The sequence below is a fragment of the Ruegeria sp. B1 genome, from assembly GCF_056535885.1.
The window spans coordinates 3,311,785-3,337,580 of record NZ_JBQFJA010000001.1; the positions used below are offsets into that span (position 1 = coordinate 3,311,785).

The 25,796-nt window shown below is 58.4% G+C and carries 30 protein-coding genes; 3 read left to right on the forward strand and 27 right to left on the reverse strand.

Annotated features, from left to right (window positions below; genetic code table 11):
* Positions 1 to 51: 51 nt before the first annotated feature.
* Both ACR3ES_RS16335 and ACR3ES_RS16340 read right to left on the reverse strand, forming a co-directional pair.
* On the reverse strand, positions 52 to 777 hold the full coding sequence (locus ACR3ES_RS16335; RefSeq protein WP_170433473.1) for an HAD family hydrolase: 726 nt from the start codon (positions 775 to 777) through the stop codon (positions 52 to 54).
* A 26-nt stretch (positions 778 to 803) separates the two neighbouring features.
* Positions 804 to 1,088, reverse strand: a complete 285-nt coding sequence (locus ACR3ES_RS16340) for a DUF3572 domain-containing protein (protein WP_170433471.1) — start codon at positions 1,086 to 1,088, stop codon at positions 804 to 806.
* Positions 1,089 to 1,176: 88 nt separating this feature from the next.
* Here ACR3ES_RS16340 and ACR3ES_RS16345 point away from each other — a divergent pair, with 88 nt between their 5' ends.
* A complete protein-coding gene (locus ACR3ES_RS16345) occupies positions 1,177 to 2,577 on the forward strand; it encodes a diguanylate cyclase (RefSeq protein WP_170433469.1) in 1,401 nt (466 codons plus the stop codon).
* An 8-nt stretch (positions 2,578 to 2,585) separates the two neighbouring features.
* Here the strand turns inward: ACR3ES_RS16345 and ACR3ES_RS16350 are convergent, their stop codons facing one another.
* The 4 genes from ACR3ES_RS16350 to ACR3ES_RS16365 are packed head-to-tail and all read right to left on the reverse strand — an operon-like array spanning position 2,586 to position 4,487.
* A complete protein-coding gene (locus ACR3ES_RS16350; protein WP_170433466.1) occupies positions 2,586 to 3,059 on the reverse strand; it encodes a periplasmic heavy metal sensor in 474 nt (157 codons plus the stop codon).
* Positions 3,056 to 3,406 carry a hypothetical protein gene (locus ACR3ES_RS16355; protein WP_170433553.1) on the reverse strand — a complete coding sequence of 117 codons (351 nt, stop codon included), beginning with the start codon at positions 3,404 to 3,406 and terminating at the stop codon, positions 3,056 to 3,058. The genes ACR3ES_RS16350 and ACR3ES_RS16355 overlap by 4 nt, the downstream gene beginning before the upstream one ends.
* Positions 3,399 to 4,013 (reverse strand): RNA polymerase sigma factor, encoded by a 615-nt coding sequence (locus ACR3ES_RS16360; RefSeq protein ID WP_170433464.1) that lies wholly within the window; start codon positions 4,011 to 4,013, stop codon positions 3,399 to 3,401. Before ACR3ES_RS16360 ends, ACR3ES_RS16355 begins: the two co-directional genes overlap by 8 nt.
* A 6-nt stretch (positions 4,014 to 4,019) precedes the next feature.
* Positions 4,020 to 4,487, reverse strand: a complete 468-nt coding sequence (locus ACR3ES_RS16365; protein WP_170433463.1) for a CREC-EF hand family protein — start codon at positions 4,485 to 4,487, stop codon at positions 4,020 to 4,022.
* 224 nt (positions 4,488 to 4,711) lie between these two features.
* Here ACR3ES_RS16365 and ACR3ES_RS16370 point away from each other — a divergent pair, with 224 nt between their 5' ends.
* A complete protein-coding gene (locus ACR3ES_RS16370) occupies positions 4,712 to 5,110 on the forward strand; it encodes a DUF983 domain-containing protein (RefSeq protein ID WP_170433461.1) in 399 nt (132 codons plus the stop codon).
* A gap of 25 nt (positions 5,111 to 5,135) precedes the next feature.
* The gene (locus tag ACR3ES_RS16375) at positions 5,136 to 5,837 is read left to right on the forward strand and encodes an NUDIX hydrolase (RefSeq protein ID WP_170433459.1); all 702 of its coding nucleotides are present in this window, start codon (positions 5,136 to 5,138) and stop codon (positions 5,835 to 5,837) included.
* A 10-nt stretch (positions 5,838 to 5,847) separates the two neighbouring features.
* On the opposite strand, the gene ACR3ES_RS16380 is transcribed toward ACR3ES_RS16375, so the two are convergent.
* The 21 genes from ACR3ES_RS16380 to ACR3ES_RS16480 form a co-directional block, all read right to left on the reverse strand.
* Complete coding sequence (locus ACR3ES_RS16380; protein ID WP_170433457.1) at positions 5,848 to 7,515, reverse strand: ribonuclease J; 1,668 nt, start codon at positions 7,513 to 7,515, stop codon at positions 5,848 to 5,850.
* Positions 7,512 to 8,291 carry a type III pantothenate kinase gene (locus ACR3ES_RS16385; protein ID WP_170433455.1) on the reverse strand — a complete coding sequence of 260 codons (780 nt, stop codon included), beginning with the start codon at positions 8,289 to 8,291 and terminating at the stop codon, positions 7,512 to 7,514. Before ACR3ES_RS16385 ends, ACR3ES_RS16380 begins: the two co-directional genes overlap by 4 nt.
* Positions 8,292 to 8,302: 11 nt before the next feature.
* Entirely contained in the window at positions 8,303 to 9,052 is a 750-nt protein-coding gene (locus ACR3ES_RS16390; protein WP_170433453.1) for a biotin--[acetyl-CoA-carboxylase] ligase, read from the reverse strand.
* 53 nt (positions 9,053 to 9,105) lie between these two features.
* On the reverse strand, positions 9,106 to 10,548 hold the full coding sequence (nuoN, locus tag ACR3ES_RS16395; RefSeq protein WP_170433450.1) for an NADH-quinone oxidoreductase subunit NuoN: 1,443 nt from the start codon (positions 10,546 to 10,548) through the stop codon (positions 9,106 to 9,108).
* Between the two features lie 15 nt (positions 10,549 to 10,563).
* A complete protein-coding gene (locus ACR3ES_RS16400; RefSeq protein WP_170433448.1) occupies positions 10,564 to 12,108 on the reverse strand; it encodes an NADH-quinone oxidoreductase subunit M in 1,545 nt (514 codons plus the stop codon).
* Entirely contained in the window at positions 12,108 to 14,321 is a 2,214-nt protein-coding gene (gene nuoL, locus ACR3ES_RS16405) for an NADH-quinone oxidoreductase subunit L (protein WP_170433446.1), read from the reverse strand. Before nuoL ends, ACR3ES_RS16400 begins: the two co-directional genes overlap by 1 nt.
* A gap of 6 nt (positions 14,322 to 14,327) precedes the next feature.
* Positions 14,328 to 14,633: an NADH-quinone oxidoreductase subunit NuoK gene (gene nuoK, locus ACR3ES_RS16410; protein WP_050602759.1), complete on the reverse strand. Its 306-nt coding sequence runs from the start codon at positions 14,631 to 14,633 to the stop codon at positions 14,328 to 14,330.
* Positions 14,634 to 14,730: 97 nt separating this feature from the next.
* Positions 14,731 to 15,333, reverse strand: a complete 603-nt coding sequence (locus tag ACR3ES_RS16415) for an NADH-quinone oxidoreductase subunit J (protein ID WP_480423892.1) — start codon at positions 15,331 to 15,333, stop codon at positions 14,731 to 14,733.
* Entirely contained in the window at positions 15,333 to 15,740 is a 408-nt protein-coding gene (locus tag ACR3ES_RS16420) for a carboxymuconolactone decarboxylase family protein (protein WP_170433442.1), read from the reverse strand. Before ACR3ES_RS16420 ends, ACR3ES_RS16415 begins: the two co-directional genes overlap by 1 nt.
* Positions 15,737 to 16,231 carry an NADH-quinone oxidoreductase subunit NuoI gene (gene nuoI, locus ACR3ES_RS16425; protein WP_170433440.1) on the reverse strand — a complete coding sequence of 165 codons (495 nt, stop codon included), beginning with the start codon at positions 16,229 to 16,231 and terminating at the stop codon, positions 15,737 to 15,739. Before nuoI ends, ACR3ES_RS16420 begins: the two co-directional genes overlap by 4 nt.
* Before the next feature lies 1 nt (position 16,232).
* Positions 16,233 to 17,270: an NADH-quinone oxidoreductase subunit NuoH gene (gene nuoH, locus ACR3ES_RS16430; RefSeq protein ID WP_170433439.1), complete on the reverse strand. Its 1,038-nt coding sequence runs from the start codon at positions 17,268 to 17,270 to the stop codon at positions 16,233 to 16,235.
* A gap of 180 nt (positions 17,271 to 17,450) precedes the next feature.
* The gene (gene nuoG / locus ACR3ES_RS16435; protein ID WP_170433437.1) at positions 17,451 to 19,472 is read right to left on the reverse strand and encodes an NADH-quinone oxidoreductase subunit NuoG; all 2,022 of its coding nucleotides are present in this window, start codon (positions 19,470 to 19,472) and stop codon (positions 17,451 to 17,453) included.
* Between the two features lie 5 nt (positions 19,473 to 19,477).
* The gene (locus ACR3ES_RS16440; protein WP_480493329.1) at positions 19,478 to 19,984 is read right to left on the reverse strand and encodes a DUF5333 domain-containing protein; all 507 of its coding nucleotides are present in this window, start codon (positions 19,982 to 19,984) and stop codon (positions 19,478 to 19,480) included.
* Positions 19,981 to 20,337 carry a hypothetical protein gene (locus ACR3ES_RS16445; protein ID WP_480423896.1) on the reverse strand — a complete coding sequence of 119 codons (357 nt, stop codon included), beginning with the start codon at positions 20,335 to 20,337 and terminating at the stop codon, positions 19,981 to 19,983. Before ACR3ES_RS16445 ends, ACR3ES_RS16440 begins: the two co-directional genes overlap by 4 nt.
* Before the next feature lie 79 nt (positions 20,338 to 20,416).
* The gene (locus tag ACR3ES_RS16450) at positions 20,417 to 20,920 is read right to left on the reverse strand and encodes a DUF3291 domain-containing protein (protein ID WP_170433435.1); all 504 of its coding nucleotides are present in this window, start codon (positions 20,918 to 20,920) and stop codon (positions 20,417 to 20,419) included.
* A complete protein-coding gene (locus ACR3ES_RS16455; protein WP_170433433.1) occupies positions 20,917 to 21,333 on the reverse strand; it encodes an MAPEG family protein in 417 nt (138 codons plus the stop codon). The genes ACR3ES_RS16450 and ACR3ES_RS16455 overlap by 4 nt, the downstream gene beginning before the upstream one ends.
* A gap of 5 nt (positions 21,334 to 21,338) precedes the next feature.
* Positions 21,339 to 22,637 (reverse strand): NADH-quinone oxidoreductase subunit NuoF, encoded by a 1,299-nt coding sequence (gene nuoF / locus ACR3ES_RS16460; protein WP_170433431.1) that lies wholly within the window; start codon positions 22,635 to 22,637, stop codon positions 21,339 to 21,341.
* A gap of 7 nt (positions 22,638 to 22,644) precedes the next feature.
* Positions 22,645 to 22,872 carry a DUF5337 domain-containing protein gene (locus ACR3ES_RS16465; protein ID WP_170433429.1) on the reverse strand — a complete coding sequence of 76 codons (228 nt, stop codon included), beginning with the start codon at positions 22,870 to 22,872 and terminating at the stop codon, positions 22,645 to 22,647.
* Positions 22,873 to 22,913: 41 nt separating this feature from the next.
* Positions 22,914 to 24,017: an NADH-quinone oxidoreductase subunit NuoE gene (gene nuoE / locus ACR3ES_RS16470; protein ID WP_170433427.1), complete on the reverse strand. Its 1,104-nt coding sequence runs from the start codon at positions 24,015 to 24,017 to the stop codon at positions 22,914 to 22,916.
* Positions 24,018 to 24,434: 417 nt separating this feature from the next.
* A complete protein-coding gene (locus ACR3ES_RS16475) occupies positions 24,435 to 25,658 on the reverse strand; it encodes an NADH-quinone oxidoreductase subunit D (RefSeq protein WP_170433425.1) in 1,224 nt (407 codons plus the stop codon).
* Positions 25,658 to 25,795 (reverse strand): hypothetical protein, encoded by a 138-nt coding sequence (locus ACR3ES_RS16480; RefSeq protein WP_170433423.1) that lies wholly within the window; start codon positions 25,793 to 25,795, stop codon positions 25,658 to 25,660. The genes ACR3ES_RS16475 and ACR3ES_RS16480 overlap by 1 nt, the downstream gene beginning before the upstream one ends.
* Position 25,796: the final 1 nt, after the last annotated feature.

The window sequence follows — 25,796 nt, forward strand, 5'->3', positions numbered from 1 at the left end:
GCCCCGAACTCCGATTGCTGGCCGCTCTATCTGCGACAGGTTGTGTCGGTTTTATTCCGAGTTATCGAATTTCAGCCCATCACTCCGCGTTTGGGCCAGCCAGTTTGGAATATGCCCGATATCCGGCAACACAACATCTGCCATTGGCGCCAGATCGTCGGTCCCGGCCAACCCCGTCAGAACACCGATCGTGATCATCCCGGCCGCCCGCCCCGCCTGAAGATCGTGAAGGCTGTCACCCACCATGGCGATGCGGGTGGGATCCACGCTGACATGTTTGGCAAAGGCCAGCAGTTGACCGGGGCCGGGTTTAAACCCGTGGCCGCTGTCATATCCGGCAATAAAGTCGAAATGGTCCTTGATGCCGGCCGATTCGAGATGTTGACGCGCCGGGTGTTCACTGTCGTTGGTTGCCACGCCCAGTTTGAGGCCCAAGCCCCGCAAGCCTTCAATAAAGGGGCGCAACGGCACAGCGGGTGATTGCGGCACCACCTCGGCCTCGGCACTCATCAGGTCAACCAGCTGGTCCTGCGAGAATCCATCGAGATGCGGAAGCAGGATCTGGGCAATCTCTTCAACTGTCCCGGCGATCACGATACTGTCTGTCGAATAGGCTTGTTTTTCGAAATCATAGCCGATGATGCGGCCCATTTCAGCCGCACGCATTTCATTTCCGTTTGTCAATCGCATCAAAATCGAACGGCCAAACGCGCCCCAGGTATTTGCAAAGTCAAACAAGGTGCCGTCCTTATCGAACACGATGGCATCAACCGGCATTCTTACGCTCCTGAAAACAGATGGGGTCACGTCCAGTGGATTTCTGCCCCGCCAGACAACATTGAGCGCGCTTGAACGGGGACGTCATAGGGGACTGAATTTTCGTCACAAAACGCCACCACCCACGAATCGTCAAGGAGCAGAAAATCCAGAACAGAAACCAGGAAATCGGGATCGTCCGCTCTGTCGCGCAGGTCATCGACTGCTGCACCTGTCGAGCCCAGAAAAACCGGCAGCAACTCATCGTGTCCGACCAGCCAAGCAAGGACTTTAAGCGCAAGCGTTTCGGCGGATTCTGCTGAAATTTGCATAAACAAGCCTCTGATCGGGTCTTGGAAAGGGTTTGTTAACCAGACTCATAAAGAATTTGTTCACGCATGCAATCAACGGTGAAATGCTATGTCCGTGCAGGGAACTATCCTTGTCCTCGACGGGGTGTCAACCAACCGCATCATGCTGAAAGTTCAGCTGACAGCGGCTTGGTACCACGTTGTTCAGGGACAAAGACTCGAAGGCCTCCCAGCCCTGGTGCGGCGCGCCAGGCCAGATTTGATCCTGACGGCTGAAACCTTGCCGGATGGGACCGCGGCCGACGTAAAAAGACTGATCCAGAAAGAACCGGACCTTGTCGACGTCCCGGTTATTGCGATCGCGGCCCAGAATGACAGAGGGGCCCGGTTGCGCGCGCTGGCGGACGGGCTGGACGATGTTCTGACACATCCGTTCAAAGACACCCTGCTTCTGGCCCGTATCCGCAGCCTGCTCCGCGCGCGCGCCGACACGCAGGATCTGCATGTCAGGGAAGGCCCTCAATCCATCGGCTTTGAGGAGGCGGAAACCGGCTTCGTCCAAAAATCCAAAACCGCTCGCGTTGCCATTCTTTCGCAAACCTCACGCACTGGCGCATTGTGGCACAAGTCCCTGATTGGCCAGTGCCCGCACGATCTGTCGTGGCATACGCAATCGGACCTGCACGGCCTGCTGTCCGGGTCGATCCCAGACGCGATTGTAATCGAACTGGACGCTAACCCGGCGGGTCTGCACGTTCTGGCCGATCTGAGATCGCGCAGCGCCACACGGCACACAGTGCTGATCGGGGTTTTGCAGGACAGCGATGCCGCTCTGGCTTCGGAAGCACTTGATCGCGGGGCGGATGCGGTCTGTCTGGGCGGGTTCTACGCAAAAGAGGTCTTGCTGCGGCTGGACAATCAGATCGCACGAAAGGTCCGCCTGGACCAGATGCGCGCATCCCTGAGAAAGGGCATTGCCGAATCCTGGGTCGATCCCCTCACCGGCCTGTACAACCGGCGATACGCATTGCGCGCAATGGATCAAATTGCATATCAGTCTTTGCAAAACGGATGTGACTTTGCCGTTATGATGGCCGATCTCGATCACTTCAAAGCCATCAACGACAGTTATGGTCACGCAAGTGGCGATCTCGTTCTGACCCAGGCAGCCGCAAGAATGCAATCTGCTCTCGGGTCGACGGGCTTTATTGCCCGTTTTGGTGGGGAGGAATTTGTAATCGGGGTTCCAAACATCTCGCGGGCACGGGCCGTAAAGCTGGCCAAGGCGCTCTGCGACAGCATCTGCGATGCGCCATTTTATCTTCCCGATCAGGAAAAACACGTCACCATTACAGTCAGCATCGGTCTGAAAATGTCGGACCCGGCCCTGAGACCCGAGCCGTTGACACCGGAGCCCGTCGAAAAGCTGATCAGATCTGCGGACAAAGCGCTCTATGCCGCCAAGAAGTCGGGGCGAAATCAGGTCATGATCCGGCAGACCGCCGCCTGACTGACCCGTCAGTCCCTTTTCTTGGGTCCGCGCGGACCGCGCTCGACCACTTCTTGCAGACGGTCGGCATAAGCCTGCCGTTCGCCATCGGTCATATCAATCACACGGGACAGCCATTGCGCCTGCAAGTCAGCCTGCAGGTTCGCCGTGGACTGTGCCTGCTGCTGCAACAGCCCCTCCACTACAGCTGGATCAAAGGGTACTTCCCGCAGGGCGCGGCTGATCCCCCTGAAATCCCGTAACCGGTCGTTTGAACCGTCTCTGTGCAGCGCGTACAGCTCACTCCGCATGGCTCTGCGATCCTCTTTCGACAAAGCACGGTACAGGGCCGGGCCAAAGCCGGGCGGCGCCTTGGCATGGTCGCCACGCTGCAACCGCATCACAGTGCCCAGAGCCAGGCCCACGATCAGCAGGTTCAGGCCCAGCGAAATGGCCAGAACGATGGGCATCCACCGGCGTCTTGGTTTGGGATCAACGCTCATTCCGCAGCCTCCAGATAGGTCGCATCAAATCCAAGGTCCGCCACCAGATACGCATCCTGCGATACCAGAAGACTTGCGGGGTCAGGCAGAAAGGCGGGGGCTGAAAAACCGATCCAAACGCCTGTCACGCTGGCCGCAACCATCCCGCCAAAGCCCTGCCAGCCGCCAACAGCGCCAAGCACCCGGGTCCAGTTAAAAGACTTTGGGGTCGCCTGCGGCCTGAGGCGATCCAAGCGAACGGTCTCGGCATCGGTCAGAATACGCACCGCAAGATCGTCCGGCAGTACCGGTCGGTCTTGCCGGGCTTCGGCAAACAGATGATCCAGTTCCTTGTCTTCGTCAGCCATTGTCATACCCCAGTTCATCCCGCCGCCGGGCCAGAATTCCAGCCAGCGATCGTTTCCCGCGCGCCGTCAGGCTTTCCACGGCTTCTACAGAAACCCCCATGATCCCGGCAATCTCGGGATTGGGCAACTCTTCGATGTGCCTCAGCACCACCGCCTGCCGCTGCCGGTCGGGCAACTCTGCCAAAGCCATTTGCAACGCATCCTTGCGGGCTTCATCCTGCAAGCGGTCTATTACGCTGGCCTGCCCGTCTTCGGGTTCAGGCACATCGGTCAACCTGTCCGGCGCCTTTTTGCGCCTGATATCCACACACAGATTCAATGTCACCCGATAGAGCCAGGTCGACACCTTGGCGTTTCCCGCCACCCAATCCGGCGCCATTTGCCACAGGCGCATCATCGCGTCCTGGGTCACATCCTCGGCCTCGGCCCGGTTTCCCAACAGGCGCAGGGCAACCGCGTAGCTGCGAGGCCCCAGGCGATCCGTCAAAAGGCGTGCAGCCTCGGCATCGCCGTCAGCGAAACGCTTTAACAACGCGTCGTCGCTGAGGTCGTCCGCGGCGCTGTGCCCGCCGCGAACCTTTTGCGCAGGGGAGGTCAGATCCTCCATCCCGCATCAGTTGTTATCTGCGCCCGATCTGTCGCGCTTTTTGGGCTTCCGGTCCATTCTGTCCTTGGCATCCGCAAACTCCTGTTCCGAGATTCCGCCGCTGTCATCCGCGTCGATCCGGTCAAACATCCTGTCAGCCCGGCGCGGTTTCGGCAACTCATCATCGCTCAGAAACCCGTCCTGATTAGCATCCTGACGCTCGAACATCTTGGTAACGCGGTCATTTGCCTTTTTCTGGGCAGCGGCCTGCATCTCTTCGACGCTCAACTGGCCATCTCCGTCCGCGTCCGCCTGGGTAAAGCGCTGGTTGCGGTGGGCCTGCATCTCTTCCTGCGTTATCTGCCCATCATTGTTGGCGTCCAGTTCCTGGAAAGTGACCGGTTCCCGGTCCCTTGGGCCGGCTGCCAGAACCGACGTGCCTGTGATTGCGACCGCCGAAAGCACAATGGCCGGGATGAATATCGCGTGTTTCATTTCGGTTTCCCCTTGTTGACGCGGCCCTATTGCCGCTGCTCATATTCATTCAAACGGAACAACGGCCGGTTTCCGTCGCAAAAAGTTGCGTCCCGCCTGCCGGACTGACATCGCAGTCTCCTTAGGGTTTCTTTTCGGTGGCACGATGCAAAGCGACGCACCCCCCTTTTCCAATCACCGAAAGAGGCGTTATATCCTGCAAAGATGAACGCGCGAGTCACATTATGATAGATCAGACGATTGAACCTGCGACCCAAGACGAACGCCCGACATGGCCCGCCCTTGTGAAAGGGTTTCGCTGCAAATGCCCCAAATGCGGTGAGGGCAAGTTGCTGCACAGCTATCTCAAGGTCAACGATACCTGCTCTGAATGCGGGGAAGAGCTGTTCCATCATCGCGCGGATGACGGACCCGCCTATCTGACCATCCTGCTCGTAGGACACCTGCTGGCGCCCGTACTTCATGTCTCATACGTGCATCTGCGACCGGACCCTTGGACCATGGCCATTGGTCTTTCGATCGGCTGCGTTGCGTTGTCCCTGTATCTACTTCCCAGACTGAAAGGCGCTGTTGTGGCCTATCAATGGGCGCGACGGATGCATGGGTTCGAGACATCCTCGTGACCGTCGCAACCAGATCAGGCAGGGCATGACTGCGGACAAAACTGCGATCCGAGACGCTGCAACTGTTATTGTGTTGCGGAACCGATTGAACGATCCGTCTATTCTGATGGGTCAGCGGGGCGCCAACGCCGCCTTCATGCCAAGCAAATTCGTATTTCCGGGCGGCGCGGTCGACCCAGCTGACGCGGATGTTCCCTTGGCGACCGCATTGCCGGGTCTGTGTCGGGACCGCCTGTCGGAGAAATCTCCACCCGGCCTGCACCACGCCCTTGCCGCCGCTGCGATACGCGAGCTGTGGGAAGAGACCGGACTGATCCTCGGTCAGCCCGGAAACTGGCACGACGACGCGCCCGCCGATTGGCGGAGTTTTGCCAGGATGGGCTTTGCCCCGACCGCCAACGCGTTACAATTTGTGTTCCGCGCCGTGACACCGCCGGGTCGCCCGCGCCGATTTGACGCGCGATTCTTTCTGGTCGACGCCGATGCAATTCAGGGCGATCTGGATGATTTCAGCCATTCCTCGGACGAGCTGTCCCACCTGCAATGGGTTAGGTTGGACCAGGCCCGGGACTTGGACCTACCCTTCATTACCGAAGTTGTGCTGGCCGAAATCGCTGGCCGGATCACTGAACTGGACCCGCCTGTATCCGTGCCGTATTACCTCAACAATGACGAACAAAGCCTGTTTCTGAGACTCAAAGGTTATCCGATGCCGGAGACCGACTGAGGCACCGGGATCATTTCAGTCGACTGATCACCACCGTCACTTCGGGCTTTTTACCGATTTCCTCTTTGGCCGTTTGCCGGACGATCCGGCGCATGTCCTCTTCCAGCTTGTCGTCATTGCGCAAGGTCCGCGTTTCCGCCCGCATGAGGAACTGATTCAGGTCTGCCTCCAGCACCTCGATCAATGCTGCGCGCGACGTTCCTGTTTCGGGCAATCCCATCGTGTCACACCATGGCTCGCCCAGTGGTTCATCCTCTTCATCCAGAATGATGGTCACCGTGACATGACCATTCAGGGCCATACGAATCCTGTCACGCACGACACCGTCCATCGCGCCAATTTTTACGACACCGTCCAGATAGGTTCGGCCGGTTTCAATGTAATCTACGACCGAGGGCCCATTTCCGGTGAGGTCCAGCATTGTCCCGTTCACCGCCAGAACCCCGGTGCGTCCACCCACCTCGGCCAATCTGGCATGCTCGCGCAAGTGTCGATGTTCGCCATGCATCGGGATAACCATCTGTGGGTCGACAAGCGCATGCACCTTTTCCAAGTCCGGACGGTTAGCGTGGCCCGACACGTGGTAAAGACCTGAGCTGTCATCAACAACATCAACCCCCTTTTCACTGAGCTGGTTCATGATGAAGATCACGCCGCGCTCATTTCCGGGGATGGTTTTGGATGAAAACAGGAACAGATCGCCCTCTTTCAGTTCCAGCCCGCGATACTTGCCCCGCGCCAGTTGTGCGCTGGCAGCGCGGCGTTCGCCCTGGCTGCCGGTGACGATCAGCATCAGGTTCTGCCGTGGCACATCGACCGCTTCTTCGGCGCTGATGACGCGCGGGAAGTCCGAGAGAATGCCGGTCTCGGTCGACGCCTCGATCATCCGGCGCATGGCACGACCCAACAGCACAACCGACCGCCCGGCCCGCTGCCCCGCCTCAGCCAGCGTTTTGACCCGTGCGACGTTCGACGCAAAGGTCGTGGCAACCACCATGCCTTGAGCGTCTTCAACGAGTTTGGTGATCTCCGGTCCAACTTCAGATTCCGACCGACCGGGATGCGTGGAAAATACGTTTGTACTGTCGCAAACCAACGCTTTCACGCCGGGTTTTGCCACTTCGGCCCAGAGATCGGGATCAAACGGTTCACCAACAACAGGATTTGCGTCGAGCTTGAAATCCCCGGAATGCAGGATCCGGCCTTCGGGGGTATCAATTACCAGCGCCGCGCTTTCCGGGATGGAGTGCGAAACGGGCAGAAAACCGACCGTAAACGGGCCAACTGTCACCTGCTCGGGCCAGGCCGACACGGTATTCACCGCCTCTTCGGGGTGGCCGCGCTCCTCCATCTTTCGTCGCGCGATATTGGCGGTGAAGGCGCGCGCAAAGACCGGCACGTTCAGGTCGTCGTAGCACAGCGCAACCGCACCCACATGGTCCTCGTGCGCGTGCGTCACAAACACCGCTTCCAACCGGTCCGCGCGGTCTTTGAGCCACGAGATATCCGCGTGAATCAGATCAACGCCGGGCGTTGTGTCCATATCCGGAAATGTCACGCCGATATCCACGAGGATCAGCCTCTCCTGACCCGGTTTTCCGTACCCGTAGACATAGGCATTCATGCCAATTTCACCTGCACCGCCCAGCGGCAGGTAGATCAGTCTTTCACTGCTCATGAGGAGCCATTTTCCTTGTTATAGCGATGAATCACGGTCAGCCCGTGCATCGTCAGATCGTCTTCGAACGCATCGAACAGATCCGCGGCCTGCTGAAACAGCGGCGCCAATCCACCGGTCGAGATCACTTTCATCGGCACGCCGGCCTCTCCCTTAATGCGGTCGCATATCTCACGCACAAGCCCGACATAGCCCCAAAAAACACCGGACTGCATACACTCCACAGTGTTGGTTCCAATTACCTTTTGCGGTTTGGAAATGTCCACATGCGGCAATGCAGCGGCGGCCAGATGCAACGCCTCAAGGCTGAGATTGACACCCGGAGCAATCACGCCGCCGACATATGCACCATCATGGGCCACCACATCAAACGTTGTCGCCGTTCCAAAATCGACCACGATCAAATCACCGCCATGCCGGTCATAGCCCGCCGCCGTGTTCACCAGCCGGTCTGGTCCAACCTGCGTGCCTTCGTCAACCCTGGGTTTGCTTGGGAGCAACGTTTCGGGCTTGCCCACCACAAGGGGCCGGCATCCAAAGAACCGATCCGCAAAAACGCGCAGATTGAACACCACGCGCGGCACGGTCGACGAAATGATCACATCCGTGATCTCCACGTCGATCCCGTAATGCTTCACCAGCGTCGAATACCACGTAAAATACGCGTCCGCCGTGCGCGAATGATGGGTTGAGGTGCGCAGCGTGCACAGGAATTTTTCACCATCCCAGATGGAAAAAACCGTGTTCGTATTGCCGCAGTCGATGGCCAGAAGCATCTGAGCCCCCTTCAGAAAAACACATCCGCCGCCGGAATGCTGACGCGGCCTTTCGCGGTGTTTAGGACAAGGTTGCCCCCCGCGTCCACCGTTTCAAACGTGCCAACCATTTCCGAGACCGTGGTGCGGGCGGTGATGACCTCACCCAACCGGGCCGCGCGCACCAGCCATGCGGCACGGATCGGTTCGAACCCATAGGTTCTGAATTGTGTCTCGTAACGCGCGAAAGCCACCGCCAGTTCTGTCAGGAAGTCTTCGGGCGTAACAGCGGCCCCGGTTTCTGACAACAGAGACACCGGCCGCACCGCGCCGGGTTCGACCTTGTCCAACCCCGGTGCTTCGGACAGGTTGACGCCGATGCCTATCGCCAGATGCGAAACACCGCCTGCCTGACCGGTGCTTTCCAGCAGAATCCCGGCCAGCTTACCGCCGTTGAGCAACACATCGTTGGGCCATTTCAGGGACAGGCCCGACGCCCGCCCAGTGACCGCGACACATGCATCGAACAAAGCGAGCGCCGCGACGAAGCTGCGCAATGCGGCCTGTTCAGGGCTGCCGTCGGGCCGCATCAGCAGAGTTGCTGCAAGATTGCTTCTCGGATGGGTCCACGCCCGCCCTCTCCGGCCCCGGGCTTCGGTCTGACGATGTGCCATGATCCAGACCGGACCCTGCGCGACGGGCGCGATCCGCGCAGCCTCATTGAGGGTGCTATCGACCTCCTGCAATACGTGCAGACCATATCCCTGCGGCCAGTCGCTCATGTCAAAAAGCCCGGTGCGGCGCCCGAGCCCGGTGTCTCAGGTAAAGGCTAGGGTTAGTTGACAAGCGTTGCCGCCGCGGCGGCTGCCGCACTCTCCACACCGAACTGATAAAACACACCAATCAGCATCAGCGCCGCCGACCCCATCAGGGCGGTCCACAAAACGGGTGACGAGCGGGTTTCAATCGGCTCTTCGTTCTCGTCGCCGAAATACATGTAGAACACGATCCGAAGATAGTAGAACGCACCGATCACCGACGCGATGGCCGACACGATAACCAACCCGGTCAGCCCTGCGCTGACACCGGCTTGCCAGACGCCGAATTTGGCAAAGAACCCCAGCATGGGTGGGACACCCGCAAGACTAAACATCAGGATCAGAACGGCCAGAGCTTTGCCCGGGTCCCGCTTGGCAAATTGGCGCAATGCATCGATATCCGTCACCGGTTTCCCGTCGCGCTCCATCATCAGGATAAAGGCGAATGTGCCGATATTCATCGTCACATAGATCGCCAGATACATCAGCATCGCCTTGATGCCCAACGCGGTTCCAGCCGCAAGGCCAATGAGCGCGTAGCCCATGTGGGCGATCGACGAAAACGCCATTAGTCGCTTGATATTGCGCTGGCCGATGGCGGCGACGACTCCCAACAGCATCGACAGCACCGACAACAATACAACCACCTGCTGCCAGTCTTTGACAACACCGCCAAAGGCATCGTGCAACAGACGCGCGAACAGAGCCATGGCCGCCACTTTGGGCGCGGTTGCAAAGAAGGCGGTGATCGGCGTGGGTGAACCTTCGTATACGTCCGGGGTCCACATATGGAACGGAACCGCCGAGACCTTGAACGCCAGACCCGAGATCAGGAAGATCAGGCCAAACAGCAATCCAACGGAAATCTCACCCGCCTGCACCGTCGCGATGATGCCGGAGAACAGCGTTGTTCCCGAGAACCCGTAGACCAGAGACGCGCCATAAAGCAGCAGACCCGAGCTGAGCGCACCCAGCACGAAGTATTTCAGACCTGCCTCGGTCGATTTCGCACTGTCGCGGCGCAGCGCGGCCACGACATAGAGCGACAGCGACTGCAGCTCCAACCCCATGTAGAGCGACATCAGATCGCCGGCGCTGACCATCATCATCATGCCGACAGCGGCGAGCGCAACCAACAGCGGGTATTCGAACCGCAGAAGGTCACGGCGCGCCATGTACTCCTGGCTCATCAACAAAACGGCGGCCGCGGACAGCAGGATTGCAACCTTGGCAAAGCGGGAAAACCCGTCATCGATGAACATGCCGTTAAAGGCCACGTTTGTGCCTTCGCCATTGGTGGCAATCCAGAACGCCAGTAAGGCCATGACACCAGCGGTTGTCCAAACCAGCACCGGCGCCAGCGCGTCCTTGGTGGTGTAGACAGCCCCGATCAGCGCCGCCATCGCATAAACGGCCAGCACAATCTCTGGCAGGATTATCGTCAGATCAGCCTGGATCATGTCTCCAAAGCTCCCTTACTGCGAGGCGGCTGTCTGCATCGCGGCCTCAGCCGCGGCCAGAGCCGTGTCATAGTTCGCTATCAGCGCGGCGGTCGAGTTGCCGATCACATCGGTTACCAGCGACGGGTACACCCCAAGCATGATGGTCATCACGATCAGCGGCGCAAAAATCAGCCGCTCGCGCGCGCTCATATCGGTCATCGCCTTGAGGCTTTCCTTGATCAGATCACCGAACACCACCCGGCGGTAAAGCCACAGCGCATAAGCCGCCGAGAAGATCACACCGGTCGCCGCGACGGCTGTCACCCAGGTGTTGACCTGGAATGCACCCATCATGGTGAGGAATTCACCGATAAATCCGCTGGTGCCCGGCAAGCCCACGTTTGCCATGGTAAACAGCATGAAGACCAGCGCATAAGCCGGCATCCGGATCACCAGACCACCATAGGCTTCGATATCGCGCGTATGCATCCGGTCATAGATCACGCCGACGCACAGGAAGAGCGCCGCGGAGATGAACCCATGGCTGAGCATCTGGAAGATCGCGCCATCAATGCCCTGCTGGTTCGCCGCAAAAATCCCCATAGTCACAAAGCCCATATGCGCGACCGAAGAATAGGCGATGAGCTTCTTCATGTCTTCCTGCACCAGCGCCACAAGCGACGTGTAGACAACCGCAATGGCAGACATCCACAGTACGACATCCGTCATCACCGCCGAGCCGACAGGGAACATCGGCAGGCTGAACCGCAAGAAGCCATAACCGCCCATTTTCAGCAGGATCGCCGCCAGCACAACCGAGCCCGCCGTGGGGGCCTGCACGTGCGCATCCGGCAACCATGTGTGCACCGGCCACATCGGCATCTTGACCGCAAATGAGGCGAAGAAAGCCAGAAACATGAGTGTCTGCAACCCGCCAACGACATGGATACCCAAGACATTAAATGCTTGCGATGAGAACTGATGGAGCATCAGCGCCTCAATATCCGTCGTCCCCGCGTCCGCATACATTGCGACCATCGCCACCAGCATGAGCACCGAGCCGAGGAAGGTGTAGAGAAAGAACTTAAAGCTCGCATAGATACGGTTCGCACCACCCCAGATGCCGATGATCAGGAACATCGGGATCAGGCCCGCCTCGAAGAACAGGTAGAACAGCACCAGATCCAGCGCCATGAACACGCCGAGCATCATGGTTTCCAGCAACAGGAATGCGACCATGTATTCCTTGACCCGCTCAGTCACATTCCAGCTGGCCAGGATGGTCAGCGGCATGATGAACGTGGTCAGCAAAACGAACAGAACGCTGATGCCGTCCACGCCCATCTTGTATTTCAGACCCAGCAGCCATTCCCCTTCTTCGATCATCTGGAAACCGGTGTTTGAGGGGTCAAAACCGGTGTAAATGCCAATCGACACCAGAAAGGTGACCGTGGTGGCCAGCAAAGCGCTCCATTTAGCGTTGCGCTGCGCAGCGGCGTCATCCCCGTGCAGGAAAAGCATCAGAATTCCGGCGGCAACGGCCGGGATGAACGTGACGATGGAGAGGATATTGTCCATTACTGCACGCCTCCGCCGATCGACATCCAGGTGACAAGGGCGGCGATGCCCAGAACCATCCAGAAGGCGTAGGTGAAGATGTACCCGGTCTGTGCCTTGCCAGCGAGGCGTGTAAAGAACGGCACAACGCCCATCGAGACACCGTTGAGGAAGCCGTCGATTGCGTTGCCATCGCCGCGTTTCCACAGGAAGCGGCCAATCGCCAATGTGGGTTTGACGAACACCACGTCATAAAGCTCGTCAAAATACCATTTGTTCTTGAGGAACAGGTACAGGGGACGTTGGTTCTCGGCCAGACGCGCCGGTAGCGACGTGTTCACGATGTAGAACCAATAGGCCACGATGAAGCCCAGAACCATCGCAATAAAGGGTGAGACTTTGACCCATTTCGGAACCGCATGCGCGTCATCCAGAACCGTATTGTCCGGCGCGATGTAAAGCGCACCCTGCCCCGGTTCGCCGACAAAGACATAGTGATGATAATCCCCATGCGCGCCCTTGTCTGCATGGGCGACATCATCGCCATGGCTATCGTCTGCATGCGCCGTGTCTTCACTATGCGCGGCGTCGTCATTATGACTATTGTCAGCGTGCGCAGCGTCATCACCTTGTCCGGCATCCGCAGTACCATGATCCCCGGTTTCGGCATGCTCAGTAGCTTCGGCAACGGGAATGCCGTAGAACTTGCCGACCTGATCTGCATGACCAAAGAAATTGTTGAACCAGATCATCCCGGAAAAAACCGCCCCAAGCGACAAAACGCCCAGCGGGACCAGCATGACCATCGGGCTTTCATGCGCATGGTCATGGGTGTGTTTGTCGCCACGCGGCTCGCCATAGAAGGTCAGAAAGATCAAGCGCCAGCTGTAGAAGGCGGTGAACACGGCGGCAATCACCAGCATCCAGAAGCCAAAACCCGATCCGGCCGCATAAGAGCTTTCGATGATTGCATCTTTTGACAGGAACCCGGCAAACCCGATTGGCGTGCCGAACAGCGTGACGATGAAGCTGGGAATGCCCACACCGGTGATGGCCAGCGTCCCGATCATCATGCCCCAGAAGGTATAGGGGATTTTCTTCCGCAACCCGCCATATTCCGTCATTTCCTGTTCGTGATGCATCGCGTGGATGACCGAACCCGCGCCCAGAAACAGCAAAGCCTTGAAAAATGCGTGTGTCAGCAGATGGAACATCGCTGCCGAGTACATCCCTACACCGGCAGCCACGAACATATAGCCAAGTTGCGAGCAGGTCGAATAGGCGATGACGCGCTTGATGTCGGTCTGAACCAGCCCAACCGTGGCAGCAAAAAACGCCGTTGATGCGCCCAGCACGGTGATGAAGGTGGCGGCGCTTGGCGCGAATTCCATCAGCGGCGACATGCGGCAGACCAGGAAAACGCCCGCTGTCACCATGGTCGCGGCGTGGATCAGGGCCGAAACCGGTGTCGGGCCCTCCATCGCGTCCGGCAACCAGGTGTGCAGGATCAGCTGCGCCGATTTCCCCATCGCACCGATGAACAGCAGCACGCAGATCACCTCGACCGCGTTCCAGTCTCCCCATAGGAAACTCAGTTGGGTCTCTGCCAGCTTGGGCGCGGATGTGAAGATGTCAGAAAGATTGATGCTGTCAGTCAGGAAGAACAGCGCGAAGATCCCCAGCGCAAAGCCGAAATCACCGACCCGGTTAACGACGAACGCCTTTATCGCCGCTGCATTGGCCGAGGGTTTGCGGTAATAAAACCCGATCAGCAAATAAGATGCGACGCCCACGCCTTCCCAGCCAAAGAACATCTGAACCAGATTGTCTGCCGTCACCAGCATCAGCATGGCAAAGGTAAAGAAGGACAGATAGGCGAAGAAGCGCGGCTTATAGCTCTCACCCTCGCGCCATTGCGGGTCGTGATCCATGTAGCCGAAGCTGTACAAGTGCACGAGAGCCGAGACGGTTGTCACCACGATCAGCATGATCGCGGTCAGCCGGTCCAGACGAATGGCCCAGCTTGTCGACAGCGACCCGCTTTCGATCCAGCGCATGATCTCGATCTGCTGCGTCTGGCCATCGAAGGTGAAGAACACGATCCAGCTGAGCAGGCAGGACAGGAACAACAGGCCTGTCGCCGTCCACATCGCCGCCTTTTCGCCAATGAACTTCCAGCCGAACCCGCAGAGCAGCGCGCCCACCAGCGGGGCAAAGAGGATGGTGGTTTCCATGGTCTCTTACCCCTTCATCATATTGACGTCTTCAACCGCGATCGAGCCGCGGTTGCGGAAGAAGCAGACCAGAATGGCCAGACCAATCGCCGCCTCGGCCGCCGCTACGGTCAGCACGAACAGCGTGAACACCTGCCCCACCAGATCGCCGAGGAAGCTGGAAAACGCCACGAGGTTGATATTCACCGCCAGCAGCATCAACTCGATGCTCATCAGCAGGATGATGACGTTCTTGCGGTTCAGGAAGAGACCGAAGATGCCGATGACGAACAGCGTCGCCGCGACCGTCAGATAGTGTTCTAGTCCAATCATTCTGTCCCTCCCGGCATCTACGACCGGTTGAAGTATCCAAAGGCGGCAAGAATGGCGACCGCCACAGCGACCAGGATTGCAATCAGTTCTCCGCTCATCACAAGCCCTGCCCCGGTTTCACGTCCTTCAACTCCATCGCTTTGGCTGGGTCGCGCATCATCTGGCCGACGATATCCTGACGCTTGATGTCCTGACGGTGGCGCAGGGTCAACACAATGGCGCCAATCATCGCCACCAGCAGAATCAGGCCCGCAAGTTGGAACAGAAGGAAATATTGATCGTAAAGGATAACACCCAGCGCCTCGGTGTTGTGGCGGTCCGCCGGGATCGGCTGTGCCAGATTGGTCTCAACGCCTTGCGCGCTGTCCCAAGCGCCAAAGGCCATCACGAACTGCATCAGAATGACCAGACCGATCAGAAGGGCCAGCGGCATATAGCGGGCCATCTCAGCCTTCAACTCGGCAAAATCCACGTCCAGCATCATCACAACGAACAGGAACAGCACCGCGACCGCGCCGACATAGACGATGATCAGCAGCATCGCCACAAATTCGGCCCCCAGCAGCACGAACAGAACCGCCGAGGACAAAAATGCGAGGATCAGCCACAGCACCGAATGCACCGGCTGGCGGCTGATCACCGTGAACAGCCCGCCGGTTATGGCGCTGATGGCAAACAGATAGAAGGCAAAGACGGTCATTAATCCTCATCCTCGTTGTCGCCCATGACTTCTTGCGCCAGATCCAGCGCGCGGGTCATGGCCGGGATGCCGGCAAAGACCGACATCTGACCGATCGTTTCCACGATCTCTTGTTTCTTGGCACCAGCCTCAAGCGCATGACGGACGGTCTGACGTACCGCCGAGTCCGCCTGCGCGCCCTGACAGGTCAACCCGGCCAACGTCAGCAGCAGGCGTGTCTTGGCATCCAGCCCGTCTTTGTTGACGGTATTGCCGAACATCATCTCCATGATTTCTTTCGGCATGGTCGGCCACAGCGCCTCGAACCCCTTGGGCGAGAAACTTTCCATCGCCGGGTTCATCGCCTTGGCCATGTCCTGAGCCTGCTTCATCATCAGCTCGAAGGGATTTGTGGGACCATCAGTCATCTGTACGGTGCGTCGATCTCTAAGTTGCGCGCGATTTCGGCTTCCCAGCGCTCGCCGTTGTCCAGCAGTTTTTCCTTGTCGTAAAACAGTTCTTCGCGGGTTTCGGTGGCGAATTCGAAATTCGGGCCTTCAACGATGGCGTCGACCGGACAAGCCTCCTGGCAGAAACCGCAGTAGATGCATTTGGTCATATCGATGTCATAGCGCGTGGTGCGGCGGCTGCCGTCCTCGCGCGGTTCGGCGTCAATTGTGATGGCCTGCGCGGGGCAGATTGCCTCGCAGAGTTTGCAGGCGATGCAGCGTTCTTCGCCATTTGGATAGCGGCGCAGAGCATGCTCCCCCCGAAAGCGCGGCGACAGAGGGCCCTTTTCATGCGGGTAGTTGATCGTGGCCTTGGGAGAGAAGAAATACTTCAGCCCCAGCTTCATGCCGACCCAGAAGTCCTGCAACAGAAAGTATTTAGCGGCGCGGGTATAGTCGATTTGGGTCATATCAGCCTCCTACGCTCCAACGGGCAAACGCGCCCCAGAACCAGTCGAACCTCGCTGCGAAAGCCACAAACACCACCCAGGCCAGCGAGAAGGGCAGGAACACTTTCCAACCCAGCCGCATCAGCTGGTCATAGCGGTAGCGGGGCGTGATCGCCTTGACCATCGCGAAGAGGAAGAAGAAGAACGCCATCTTCGCGACCATCCACAGCACGCCGTCCGGCAGGCCCGGGATCGGCGACAGCCAGCCACCGAAGAACAGCAGCGTTGTCAGGGCGCACATCAGGAAGATGGCGATGTATTCGCCTGCCATGAACAGCAGGAAGGGCGTGGCTGAGTATTCGACCTGATAGCCAGCGACCAGTTCCGATTCCGCCTCGGGCAGGTCAAACGGGGGTCGGTTGGTTTCGGCCAGCGCGGAGATGAAGAACAGAAATACCATCGGGAGATGCGGCAGCCAGTACCAGTTGAACAGGCCCAGATTGCCGTCCTGCGCCTGCACGATGGCACCGAAATTCATCGACCCAGTCGAGATGATCACGCCGATGATGATCAGACCGATGGAAACCTCATAGGAAATCATCTGCGCCGCCGAGCGCAGCGAGCCAAGGAACGGATACTTTGAGTTCGACGCCCAACCACCCATAATAACGCCATAAACCTCGAGCGAGGAGACGGCAAAAACGTAGAGGATGGCGACATTGATATCCGACAGGACCCAGCCATCGTTGAACGGGATCACGGCCCAGGCGATCATTGTCAGTACAAATGAGGTCAGCGGCGCAAGGATAAAGACCGTGCGGTCAGCTCCCGCCGGAATGACCACCTCTTTCACCACGTATTTCAGCGCGTCCGCCACGGATTGCAGCAGGCCATAGGCGCCCACGACGTTCGGGCCGCGACGCATCTGGACCGCAGCCCAGATCTTGCGGTCTCCGTAGACGAGGAACAGCAGCGAGATCATCACAAAGGCCACAACGGCAATCACCTGCGCCAGTATGATGATGGCTATGCCGCCTGGGGTGGTAAAGAAATCAGCCATTGGTCCTCACACCGTGGGTCTTCTGTTGACCGCGAGTGATGCAAAGGCCATGTGCCTGCGCAAACTGCGGCTGGGTCGGCGCGTTGGTGTAAACAGCATATGCCGCCGCGACGCCACCCTTTTTCTTTGGTTTCAGACGCAAATCGGGCGCGCCCGTCCGCGAAATGAAACAGGTCTGGCTCATTGCGCTGCAATCTTCTCGGATTTGAGGGCCTGCGCCTGCGCCGATAGCTCGGCCATCAGTTTGGAGGCGCGCGCAATCGGGTTGGTCAGATAGAAATCCTTGATCGCGTAGCGGAAAGCGGCTTTGCCCAACGGTCCGGCATCCAGCGCCTGGACTTCATTCTCAATCACCTCATCGATACGGGCGAGATGGGGTACCGCCTCAATCAACGCGCTGCGCAATTGCGCCAGCGAGTCAAAGGGCAGCGTCGCGCCAAGGTCCGCCGACAGTGCGCGCAGGATAGCCCAGTTCTCCTTGGCCTCACCCGGCGCGAACCCGGCACGCATCGCAAGCTGCGGGCGGCCCTCAGTATTCACGAACAGACCGTTTTCTTCCGTGTAGGCCGCACCCGGCAGGATCACATCTGCACGATGCGCACCCCGATCACCATGGCTGCCTTGATAGATCACAAAAGCGCCGTCGCCGATTTCAACCTCATCCGCGCCCAGATTGTAGATCACGTCAGCCGCGCTGACCGCATCCATGCCACCCTCGTTTGTGGCGCCCACATCCATCGCACCGACACGGGAAGCGGCGGTATGCAAGACGATCAGGCCGCTTTGGGTATTGGCTGCAATGGTTTGCGCGGCGGCCAGTACCGCCGCTCCGTCGGCTTCCTGCAAAGCGCCTTGCCCGACGATGACCAACGAGCGCTTCGCCCTGATCTCGTCATCTCCTCCCATCTCGACAACCTGTTGTAGTGCCGAGCGGTCGTCGCCCACATGCTGATAGTCATAGGTCAGATCGACCGCCGACCCGATCAAAGCCACCGCTGCCCCGTGTGACCAGGCCTTGCGGATTCGCGCATTCAAAACGGCTGCTTCGTCACGCGGGTTGGTGCCGATCAGCAGGATGCGCTCGGCCGTATCGATGTCTTCGATCACGGCCGTCCCTGCATAGGCGCCCCGATTGCCAGCAGGCAGTTTTGCCCCATCTGTGCGACACTCAACGACGCCGCCCTGCCCTTCGATCATCTGTTTCAACGCAAAGGTTGCTTCGACTGGCGCCAGATCCCCGACGATGCCAGCCGGTTTCTCCGCGCTTTTCAAAGCGTCCGCCGCTTTGGACAATGCCTCGGGCCATGTGGCCGGGCGCAGCTTGCCGTTTTCACGAATATACGGCCTGTCGAGACGCTGGCGACGCAGGCCATCCCAGACAAAACGGGTCTTGTCGCTGATCCATTCCTCGTTCACGCCATCATGGTTGCGCGGCAGGAACCGCATCACTTCGCGGCCTTTGGTGTCTACTCGGATGCTCGACCCCAAAGCATCCATCACATCAATGGATTCTGTCTTGGTCAGTTCCCAAGGACGCGCCGTAAACGCATAAGGCTTGGACGTCAGTGCGCCCACCGGGCATAGATCAATGATGTTGCCCTGCAGGTTGCTGCTGAGCGTCTCGCCCAGATAAGACGTAATCTCGGCATCCTCGCCGCGGCCGGTTTGGCCCATCTGAGTAATGCCTGCAACCTCGGTGGTGAAGCGAACACAGCGCGTGCAAGAGATGCAGCGGGTCATGTGTGTTTCCACCAACGGTCCGAGATCAAGGTCGTCCACGGCGCGCTTTGCCTCACGGAACCGACTGAAGTCAACGCCATAAGCCATTGCTTGATCTTGCAAATCGCACTCACCACCCTGATCGCAAATCGGGCAATCCAACGGATGATTGATAAGCAGGAACTCCATCACCCCTTCGCGGGCCTTCTTGACCATGGGTGAGTTTGTCTTGACCTCGGGTGGTTGACCTTCGGGACCCGGGCGCAGATCGCGGACCTGCATCGCGCAGGATGCCGCCGGTTTTGGTGGGCCACCCACGACCTCGACCAGACACATCCGGCAGTTCCCCGCAATCGACAGACGTTCGTGATAACAAAAGCGCGGGATCTCGACACCGGCCTGCTCACAGGCCTGGATCAGCGTCATCGCGGCGTCGACCTCGATCTCTTGCCCGTCGATATTGATCTTGCGAAGGTCAGACATAGCTCTCAGTTCGCCCTCAAATACACGCCGATGGCGCTGTTTCTGTCGATTTCCGCGCGTCCCAATGTGCAGAAGGACTCCGGATTCTCGTAAGAGACCCCGTTATGGGCCAAGTATGCCTCACCCTGCGCGCGCATACGGTCCTTTTCGGCATCCGAATCCAAATACGCGCGGATTTCCCGGTCCGAGTAACCAAGACCATTGGCCTTGGATTTCAGCCCCCACATTACACCGACAGCTTTCATGCGACGTCCGCTGATGGATGGGCAATAATCCGAAATCTCTTTTGCAATCGCGATGTAGTAGAGTTCGTTATCGATCTCTTTGACATCCCTCAAGGGCGGCTTCGCATCTGCCGCAGCAGGTAGCGTCATCAGTGCAGTCACAGCAGCAATCTTCATAACAGACATGACAGTTCCTTTCGTCCTGGTAAAACCAAGACGATTGGCGGCGGGCGTGCTATGCAATAACACGCCTTTCGACATGCGCTGATATGCGAAAACACGGATCATGGTCGCTGACAGGTTCCCGCAAATGTCAGTTTGTCATCACTGATACGCAGGTTCTGAGGCTCCGTGTCCGGGCCGACTTGCCAGACAATGCGCGACGATCCGAAATTCTGAATGCAGAACCGCGTTCCCTCGTAGCGGCCTGCTTCGCGCGCGCCATCAAGAGATGCGGAAACACCGTTGATTGTGACCGTGAAATCGGTCGGCGAGACTTTTTTGTCCACAACCTGAGCTTTGGCCCGGAACGCCTGTCCATCGAAAAGAACCCGATCCTCGGACGGTCTGATCAACCCACACGAGGACACAAGCAGGCACGTAAAGAGAACTGCACCCTTTACCACAAAAGACTGTTTCATCTTAGACACCTCCAGTCAGAGGCTGGCTGGAGCAGTACGCAAAGGCCCACAGAACCCGAGTATTGTATCTGCATGGCATTCACTCCGCTGCAACATGGTCACAACGGTTGTCGCGCCACTTGCTCGCCTGTTTCAATTCATCCCAGCCAAAGGCCTGGGCCGTCGGTCCATTTGATCGGATGAGGTCAAGACGGTCCAACCCTTCCTCAAGCGTCGGTTCATGCCCGGTCGGCACCCACCACATCACAAAGTGCTGATCCCCCAGGATCTCGAACCATTCTTGCCGTCTCTCATAGAATTGTTTGTGGATCGTGCCCCAGACAAACCGTTCAAGGCTTTCAACATCCTGCCAGACCGTCATGTTGGCAACCAACTGGGGATCGTCCCCGATGTTGTTTTCGGTGTTCCCTCTTCCCGGCTCGCCTGATCCTTCCATCATCCAAATGAACCCCGGCATACGCTTACCAAGGCCGTTTACGCGATCCAGGTTTGCCATGAATTCGGCAACGCGTGGATCATCTGTCGGGGCCAGCAACCGCCCGATGTTCAATTCGGCAAGATTATGTCCCTCAGGCTGGATCACAATGCGGCTCCCAATGCCATGATGCCCAGGACAACCATGCAGGCCCACCCCACTACATATAGGATCGAGCGTGGCCCGGCGTTGGGTTTCCCAATCCCCTGCAAGTGAACAACCAGCATCAAAACCCGGGCAACAAGCGTCACTGCGGCCAACAGGTTGACCCAGAACGGGCTCGCCCCAAGCAAAATCGCCGCCGCGGTTACGGTGACAAATGCCGGAAGCGTTTCGGTCCCGTTCAAATACGCGCGATTCAAACGGTATGACCGATCCGCATAGTCCTGCTCGGGCGTTGCGCCCGGGGCCAGCCCTTTGCCTTGTTTGGCCAACGCGGTGAATGGCGACATGAACAGAACGATCAACGTGAACATCACCAGTGACGCAATTGCGTATGAATATGCGGCAAAACCTTCCATGCGCTCTACTCCGCCGCCATCGCACCCATGCGGCCCGACTTCTGAGCCTTGATGCGGTCCTCGATTTCTTCACGGAAATTTCGGATCAACCCCTGGATCGGCCAGGCGGCGGCATCACCCAAGGCGCAGATGGTGTGACCTTCGACCTGTTTGGTCACGTCAAACAACATGTCGATCTCTTCTAGCTCGGCCTCACCGCGCACCAGACGGTCCATGACCCGCATCATCCAGCCAGTGCCTTCCCGGCAAGGCGTACACTGGCCGCAGCTTTCGTGTTTGTAGAACTTGGACAAGCGCCAGATGGCCTTTATGATATCGGTGGACCTGTCCATCACAATCACGGCTGCGGTGCCGAGACCTGAACCCAGTTCATTGCGCAAATGATCGAAATCCATAATCGCGTCGCGCATATTCTCACCGCGGACACAAGGAACCGACGAGCCGCCCGGAATCACCGCCAGCAGATTATCCCAGCCGCCGCGGATGCCGCCACAATGGGTCTCGATCAGCTCTTCAAAACTGATCGACATCGCCTCTTCGACAACGCAGGGGGTGTTCACATGGCCAGAAATCGCAAACAGCTTGGTGCCGGCATTATTCTGACGACCAAAGCTTGAAAACCAGTCGGCGCCACGCCGCAGGATTGTCGGCACGACAGCGATGGACTCCACATTATTCACTGTCGTCGGGCAGCCATACAGCCCCGCACCTGCCGGGAACGGAGGTTTCATCCGGGGCATGCCCTTCCTGCCTTCAAGGCTTTCGAGCAGTGCGGTTTCCTCACCGCAAATATAGGCCCCGGCCCCGTGATGCAGGAACAGGTCGAAATCCCAGCCAGAGCCAGCTGCGTTCCGACCCAGCAGCCCGGCATCATACGCCTCGTCAATTGCCGCCTGCAACGCCTCACGCTCTCGGATGTACTCGCCCCGCAGATAGATGTAGCAGGTATGCGCATTCATCGCGAAGGACGCGATCAGGCAGCCCTCGATCAGCGTATGCGGATCATGACGCATGATCTCGCGGTCCTTGCAGGTACCGGGCTCGGATTCATCCGCATTCACAACAAGATAGGCTGGACGGCCATCGCTTTCCTTGGGCATGAACGACCATTTAAGGCCTGTCGGGAAACCGGCGCCACCGCGACCGCGCAGTCCTGAATCCTTCATCGTCTGGATAATCCAGTCGCGCCCCTTTTCAATCAGGCCAGCGGTGCCGTCCCAATGCCCCAGGGCCTGCGCACCGCGCAACGTGCGCTCGTGCATCCCGTAGATGTTGGTAAAGATCCGGTCCTGATCCTTCAGCATCGCCTGGTTACCTTTGATTGTCCTGACGCATGCGCCAGAGTTGAATTATGTTGATCACCGCATAAACAAACGCTGCCAGCGCGGCAAAATCGAACAACAGAGCAAACCGTCCCGGCAATTCCAGGGCCGGACCAACGAAAAGGGACATGGCAAGCCACAACAGCATGGTCACGGCGATGACCACCCCGATATGCCGACCCTTGCGGGCCATAGCCTGTTCCCTGTCCTTGTCCATTCTTAGTCGACACCCCCGGTCTGATTCCGCTCCGTCTGGCCCTAGTCGTCCTGAGTTTCTTGGTTCTTCGCCCGCTTGGCGAACTCTGTTTCCTCACCCGCGGCCAGCTTTGCCGCCTGCTCGATCCAGCCATCGCGCTGAATCCGGCCCTTGAACTTCAGCTGGGCATCAACCCACGCCACATGCACCGGGGACCAGGCAGCAATCTGGTCGAAATGATAGAACCCCAACGCGTTGAGCGTTTGTTCCAGCTTTGGACCGACGCCTTTGAGCAACTTGAGGTCATCCGGTTTGCCGTCACGCGCCCCGGCCAGCATCTCGGGCTCGTCCTGCTGCGCCTCTTTGGCCTCGGCCGCCGCCTGCTGCACAGCGGATTTCGCGGGCGCGGGTGCCTTGGGCGGTTTCGGCGCTGAATGTGCGGCATGTGCCTTGCCGTCCTTGCCCAGCCATGGGGTCAGGATCGGCACCTCAGTTCCATCGATCCGTTTGATCGTGTCGCCCAAGTCGGTCGCCAATTCGACGCTGGCATTATACCTCGGTTTGCCCGCATCGTGCGCAGTAAGGCTTGTAAGCCCGCCAAGTGGTTCCGCCGCATAGCGTCCGTTCTGCGGACCCGGCACGGGAACAGCGCCGCCAACCAGATCGTCCAGGATCTGTCCAAAGCTCTCCGCCGTCAGATCCTCGTAATAATCCTTGCCAATCTGAGCCATAGGCGCGTTGGTGCACGAGCCGAGGCATTCCACCTCTTCCCAACTCAGCTTGCCATCGGCGGATAACTCATGCGGCCTGACCGCGATCTTTTCCTTGCAGACGGCAACCAAATCTTCAGCCCCGCAGATCATGCAGGAGGTCGTACCGCAAATCTGAATATGCGCAACAGACCCAACAGGTTGCAACTGGAACATGAAGTAGAATGAGGCGACTTCAAGCACGCGGATATAGGCCATTCCCAGCATGTCGGCGACGGATTCAATCGCCGGTCGGCTCAGCCACCCCTCCTGCTCTTGCGCGCGCCACAGCAGAGGGATCACCGCGCTGGCCTGCCGCCCCTCGGGATATTTGGTAACCTGCGCTTCGGCCCATTGCTGGTTGGCAGCAGTGAACGCGAAGCTTTCGGGTTGTTCTGGGTGTAACCTACGAAGCATCAGACTGATCCAGTATTTCGATGTAACAAGACTCTTCAGAGGCTCTGACCGCAAAGGTTATTCCTTGCGCACTAAATTCGGGGGACAAATAGCCACCCGTTACCTCTGGTCTTTCACATCTGAGATCGGATGCATTCTCAACCTTCATAGGGCGCAACAGTATGTTGAATGTTGAAACAGTTAGAATTGATGCGTCCAAGTGCTGCTCAGGCGTCTTAGGCGGCCCATTTTTGTACACGGAAAAGGCCATGCAATACTCATGATCGTCCAAAGGTAACAAGCAGTACTCAAGGTTACTCGCCATTTCTGGAAGTATAGTTCGCCAACTGTCATAAAACTGCTGACGTTCTACATCCGTAACTTCGGCAGTCGAAGCTGATGCCAATCCAAAAATTGTTGCTATCGCAACAAGCACCCTCACCGATCAATCTCCCCAAACACAACATCCATCGTCCCAATAATCGCAGCGACGTCGGCCAGTTGGTGGCCTCCGGCGACGTGGTCCATGGCTTGGAGGTGCAGGAAGCCCGGCGCGCGCAATTTGGCGCGGTACGGCTTGTTGGTGCCGTCGGCGACCAGGTAGACCCCGAACTCGCCCTTGGGGGCCTCAACGGCGGCATAAACCTCGCCTGCGGGGACGTGGAACCCCTCGGTATAAAGCTTAAAGTGATGGATCAGGCTTTCCATCGAGGTCTTCATATCCGACCGGCTGGGCGGGGTGATCTTGCCCCGCGCCAGAATGTCACCGGGGCAGTCGCGCAGCTTGGCGATAGCCTGACGGATGATCAGCAGCGACTGTCGCATCTCTTCCATCCGCACAAGGTAGCGGTCGTAGCAGTCGCCGTTCTTGCCGACAGGGATCTGGAACTCGAACTCGTCATAGCACTCGTAGGGCTGCGCGCGCCGCAAATCCCAGGCCAGACCCGACCCGCGCACCATCACGCCCGAGAAGCCATACTTTAGAATGTCGTCCTCGGTCACGACACCGATATCGGCGTTGCGCTGTTTGAAGATGCGGTTTTCGGTCAACAACCCGTCAATGTCGTCCAATACGGCCGGAAACTCATGGCTCCACGCCTCGATATCGTCCAGCAGCTCCGGCGGCAGGTCCTGATGCACGCCACCAGGGCGGAAATAGGCTGCATGCAGACGGGCACCACAGGCGCGCTCGTAGAACACCATCAGCTTTTCACGTTCTTCAAAGCCCCAGAGCGGCGGGGTCAGAGCACCCACATCCATCGCCTGCGTCGTCACGTTCAGCAGGTGGTTCAGGATACGCCCGATCTCGGAATACAGCACCCGGATCAGTGAGGCGCGACGGGGTACCTCAACACCGGTCAGCTTTTCGATGGCCAGACACCAGGCGTGTTCCTGGTTCATCGGCGCCACATAGTCGAGGCGGTCGAAATACGGCAGGTTCTGCAGATACGTCCGGCTTTCCATCAACTTTTCGGTACCACGGTGCAGCAGCCCGATATGCGGATCGCAGCGTTCAACGATCTCGCCGTCCAACTCCAGCACCAAACGCAAAACCCCATGTGCCGCAGGGTGTTGTGGACCGAAGTTGATGTTGAAATTGCGGATCTTCTGCTCACCGCTCAGCGCGTCCGAACTGCCGTCATCATATCTGGAGCCGTCCATCACTGCCGTCCCCTCTTATGCTTTCTTGCCTCAGCCTGAACACGAATCTTTTTGGCCTCGGCTGCCTTGATCGCGGCACCGGCCAGCAGCGCGCCCAATGCTCCAAGAGCGATCAGTTCCCCAAGCATCATCAGCATC

Coding starts and splice junctions, on each gene's coding strand:
- ACR3ES_RS16335 (WP_170433473.1), bottom strand. CDS start 777: ATGCCGGTTGATGCCATCGTGTTCGATAAGGACGGCACCTTGTTTGAC.
- ACR3ES_RS16340 (WP_170433471.1), bottom strand. CDS start 1,088: ATGCAAATTTCAGCAGAATCCGCCGAAACGCTTGCGCTTAAAGTCCTT.
- ACR3ES_RS16345 (WP_170433469.1), top strand. CDS start 1,177: ATGTCCGTGCAGGGAACTATCCTTGTCCTCGACGGGGTGTCAACCAAC.
- ACR3ES_RS16350 (WP_170433466.1), bottom strand. CDS start 3,059: ATGAGCGTTGATCCCAAACCAAGACGCCGGTGGATGCCCATCGTTCTG.
- ACR3ES_RS16355 (WP_170433553.1), bottom strand. CDS start 3,406: ATGGCTGACGAAGACAAGGAACTGGATCATCTGTTTGCCGAAGCCCGG.
- ACR3ES_RS16360 (WP_170433464.1), bottom strand. CDS start 4,013: ATGGAGGATCTGACCTCCCCTGCGCAAAAGGTTCGCGGCGGGCACAGC.
- ACR3ES_RS16365 (WP_170433463.1), bottom strand. CDS start 4,487: ATGAAACACGCGATATTCATCCCGGCCATTGTGCTTTCGGCGGTCGCA.
- ACR3ES_RS16370 (WP_170433461.1), top strand. CDS start 4,712: ATGATAGATCAGACGATTGAACCTGCGACCCAAGACGAACGCCCGACA.
- ACR3ES_RS16375 (WP_170433459.1), top strand. CDS start 5,136: ATGACTGCGGACAAAACTGCGATCCGAGACGCTGCAACTGTTATTGTG.
- ACR3ES_RS16380 (WP_170433457.1), bottom strand. CDS start 7,515: ATGAGCAGTGAAAGACTGATCTACCTGCCGCTGGGCGGTGCAGGTGAA.
- ACR3ES_RS16385 (WP_170433455.1), bottom strand. CDS start 8,291: ATGCTTCTGGCCATCGACTGCGGCAATACGAACACGGTTTTTTCCATC.
- ACR3ES_RS16390 (WP_170433453.1), bottom strand. CDS start 9,052: ATGAGCGACTGGCCGCAGGGATATGGTCTGCACGTATTGCAGGAGGTC.
- nuoN (WP_170433450.1), bottom strand. CDS start 10,548: ATGATCCAGGCTGATCTGACGATAATCCTGCCAGAGATTGTGCTGGCC.
- ACR3ES_RS16400 (WP_170433448.1), bottom strand. CDS start 12,108: ATGGACAATATCCTCTCCATCGTCACGTTCATCCCGGCCGTTGCCGCC.
- nuoL (WP_170433446.1), bottom strand. CDS start 14,321: ATGGAAACCACCATCCTCTTTGCCCCGCTGGTGGGCGCGCTGCTCTGC.
- nuoK (WP_050602759.1), bottom strand. CDS start 14,633: ATGATTGGACTAGAACACTATCTGACGGTCGCGGCGACGCTGTTCGTC.
- ACR3ES_RS16415 (WP_480423892.1), bottom strand. CDS start 15,333: ATGACCGTCTTTGCCTTCTATCTGTTTGCCATCAGCGCCATAACCGGC.
- ACR3ES_RS16420 (WP_170433442.1), bottom strand. CDS start 15,740: ATGACTGATGGTCCCACAAATCCCTTCGAGCTGATGATGAAGCAGGCT.
- nuoI (WP_170433440.1), bottom strand. CDS start 16,231: ATGACCCAAATCGACTATACCCGCGCCGCTAAATACTTTCTGTTGCAG.
- nuoH (WP_170433439.1), bottom strand. CDS start 17,270: ATGGCTGATTTCTTTACCACCCCAGGCGGCATAGCCATCATCATACTG.
- nuoG (WP_170433437.1), bottom strand. CDS start 19,472: ATGTCTGACCTTCGCAAGATCAATATCGACGGGCAAGAGATCGAGGTC.
- ACR3ES_RS16440 (WP_480493329.1), bottom strand. CDS start 19,984: ATGATCCGTGTTTTCGCATATCAGCGCATGTCGAAAGGCGTGTTATTG.
- ACR3ES_RS16445 (WP_480423896.1), bottom strand. CDS start 20,337: ATGAAACAGTCTTTTGTGGTAAAGGGTGCAGTTCTCTTTACGTGCCTG.
- ACR3ES_RS16455 (WP_170433433.1), bottom strand. CDS start 21,333: ATGGAAGGTTTTGCCGCATATTCATACGCAATTGCGTCACTGGTGATG.
- nuoF (WP_170433431.1), bottom strand. CDS start 22,637: ATGCTGAAGGATCAGGACCGGATCTTTACCAACATCTACGGGATGCAC.
- ACR3ES_RS16465 (WP_170433429.1), bottom strand. CDS start 22,872: ATGGACAAGGACAGGGAACAGGCTATGGCCCGCAAGGGTCGGCATATC.
- nuoE (WP_170433427.1), bottom strand. CDS start 24,017: ATGCTTCGTAGGTTACACCCAGAACAACCCGAAAGCTTCGCGTTCACT.
- ACR3ES_RS16475 (WP_170433425.1), bottom strand. CDS start 25,658: ATGGACGGCTCCAGATATGATGACGGCAGTTCGGACGCGCTGAGCGGT.
- ACR3ES_RS16480 (WP_170433423.1), bottom strand. CDS start 25,795: ATGCTGATGATGCTTGGGGAACTGATCGCTCTTGGAGCATTGGGCGCG.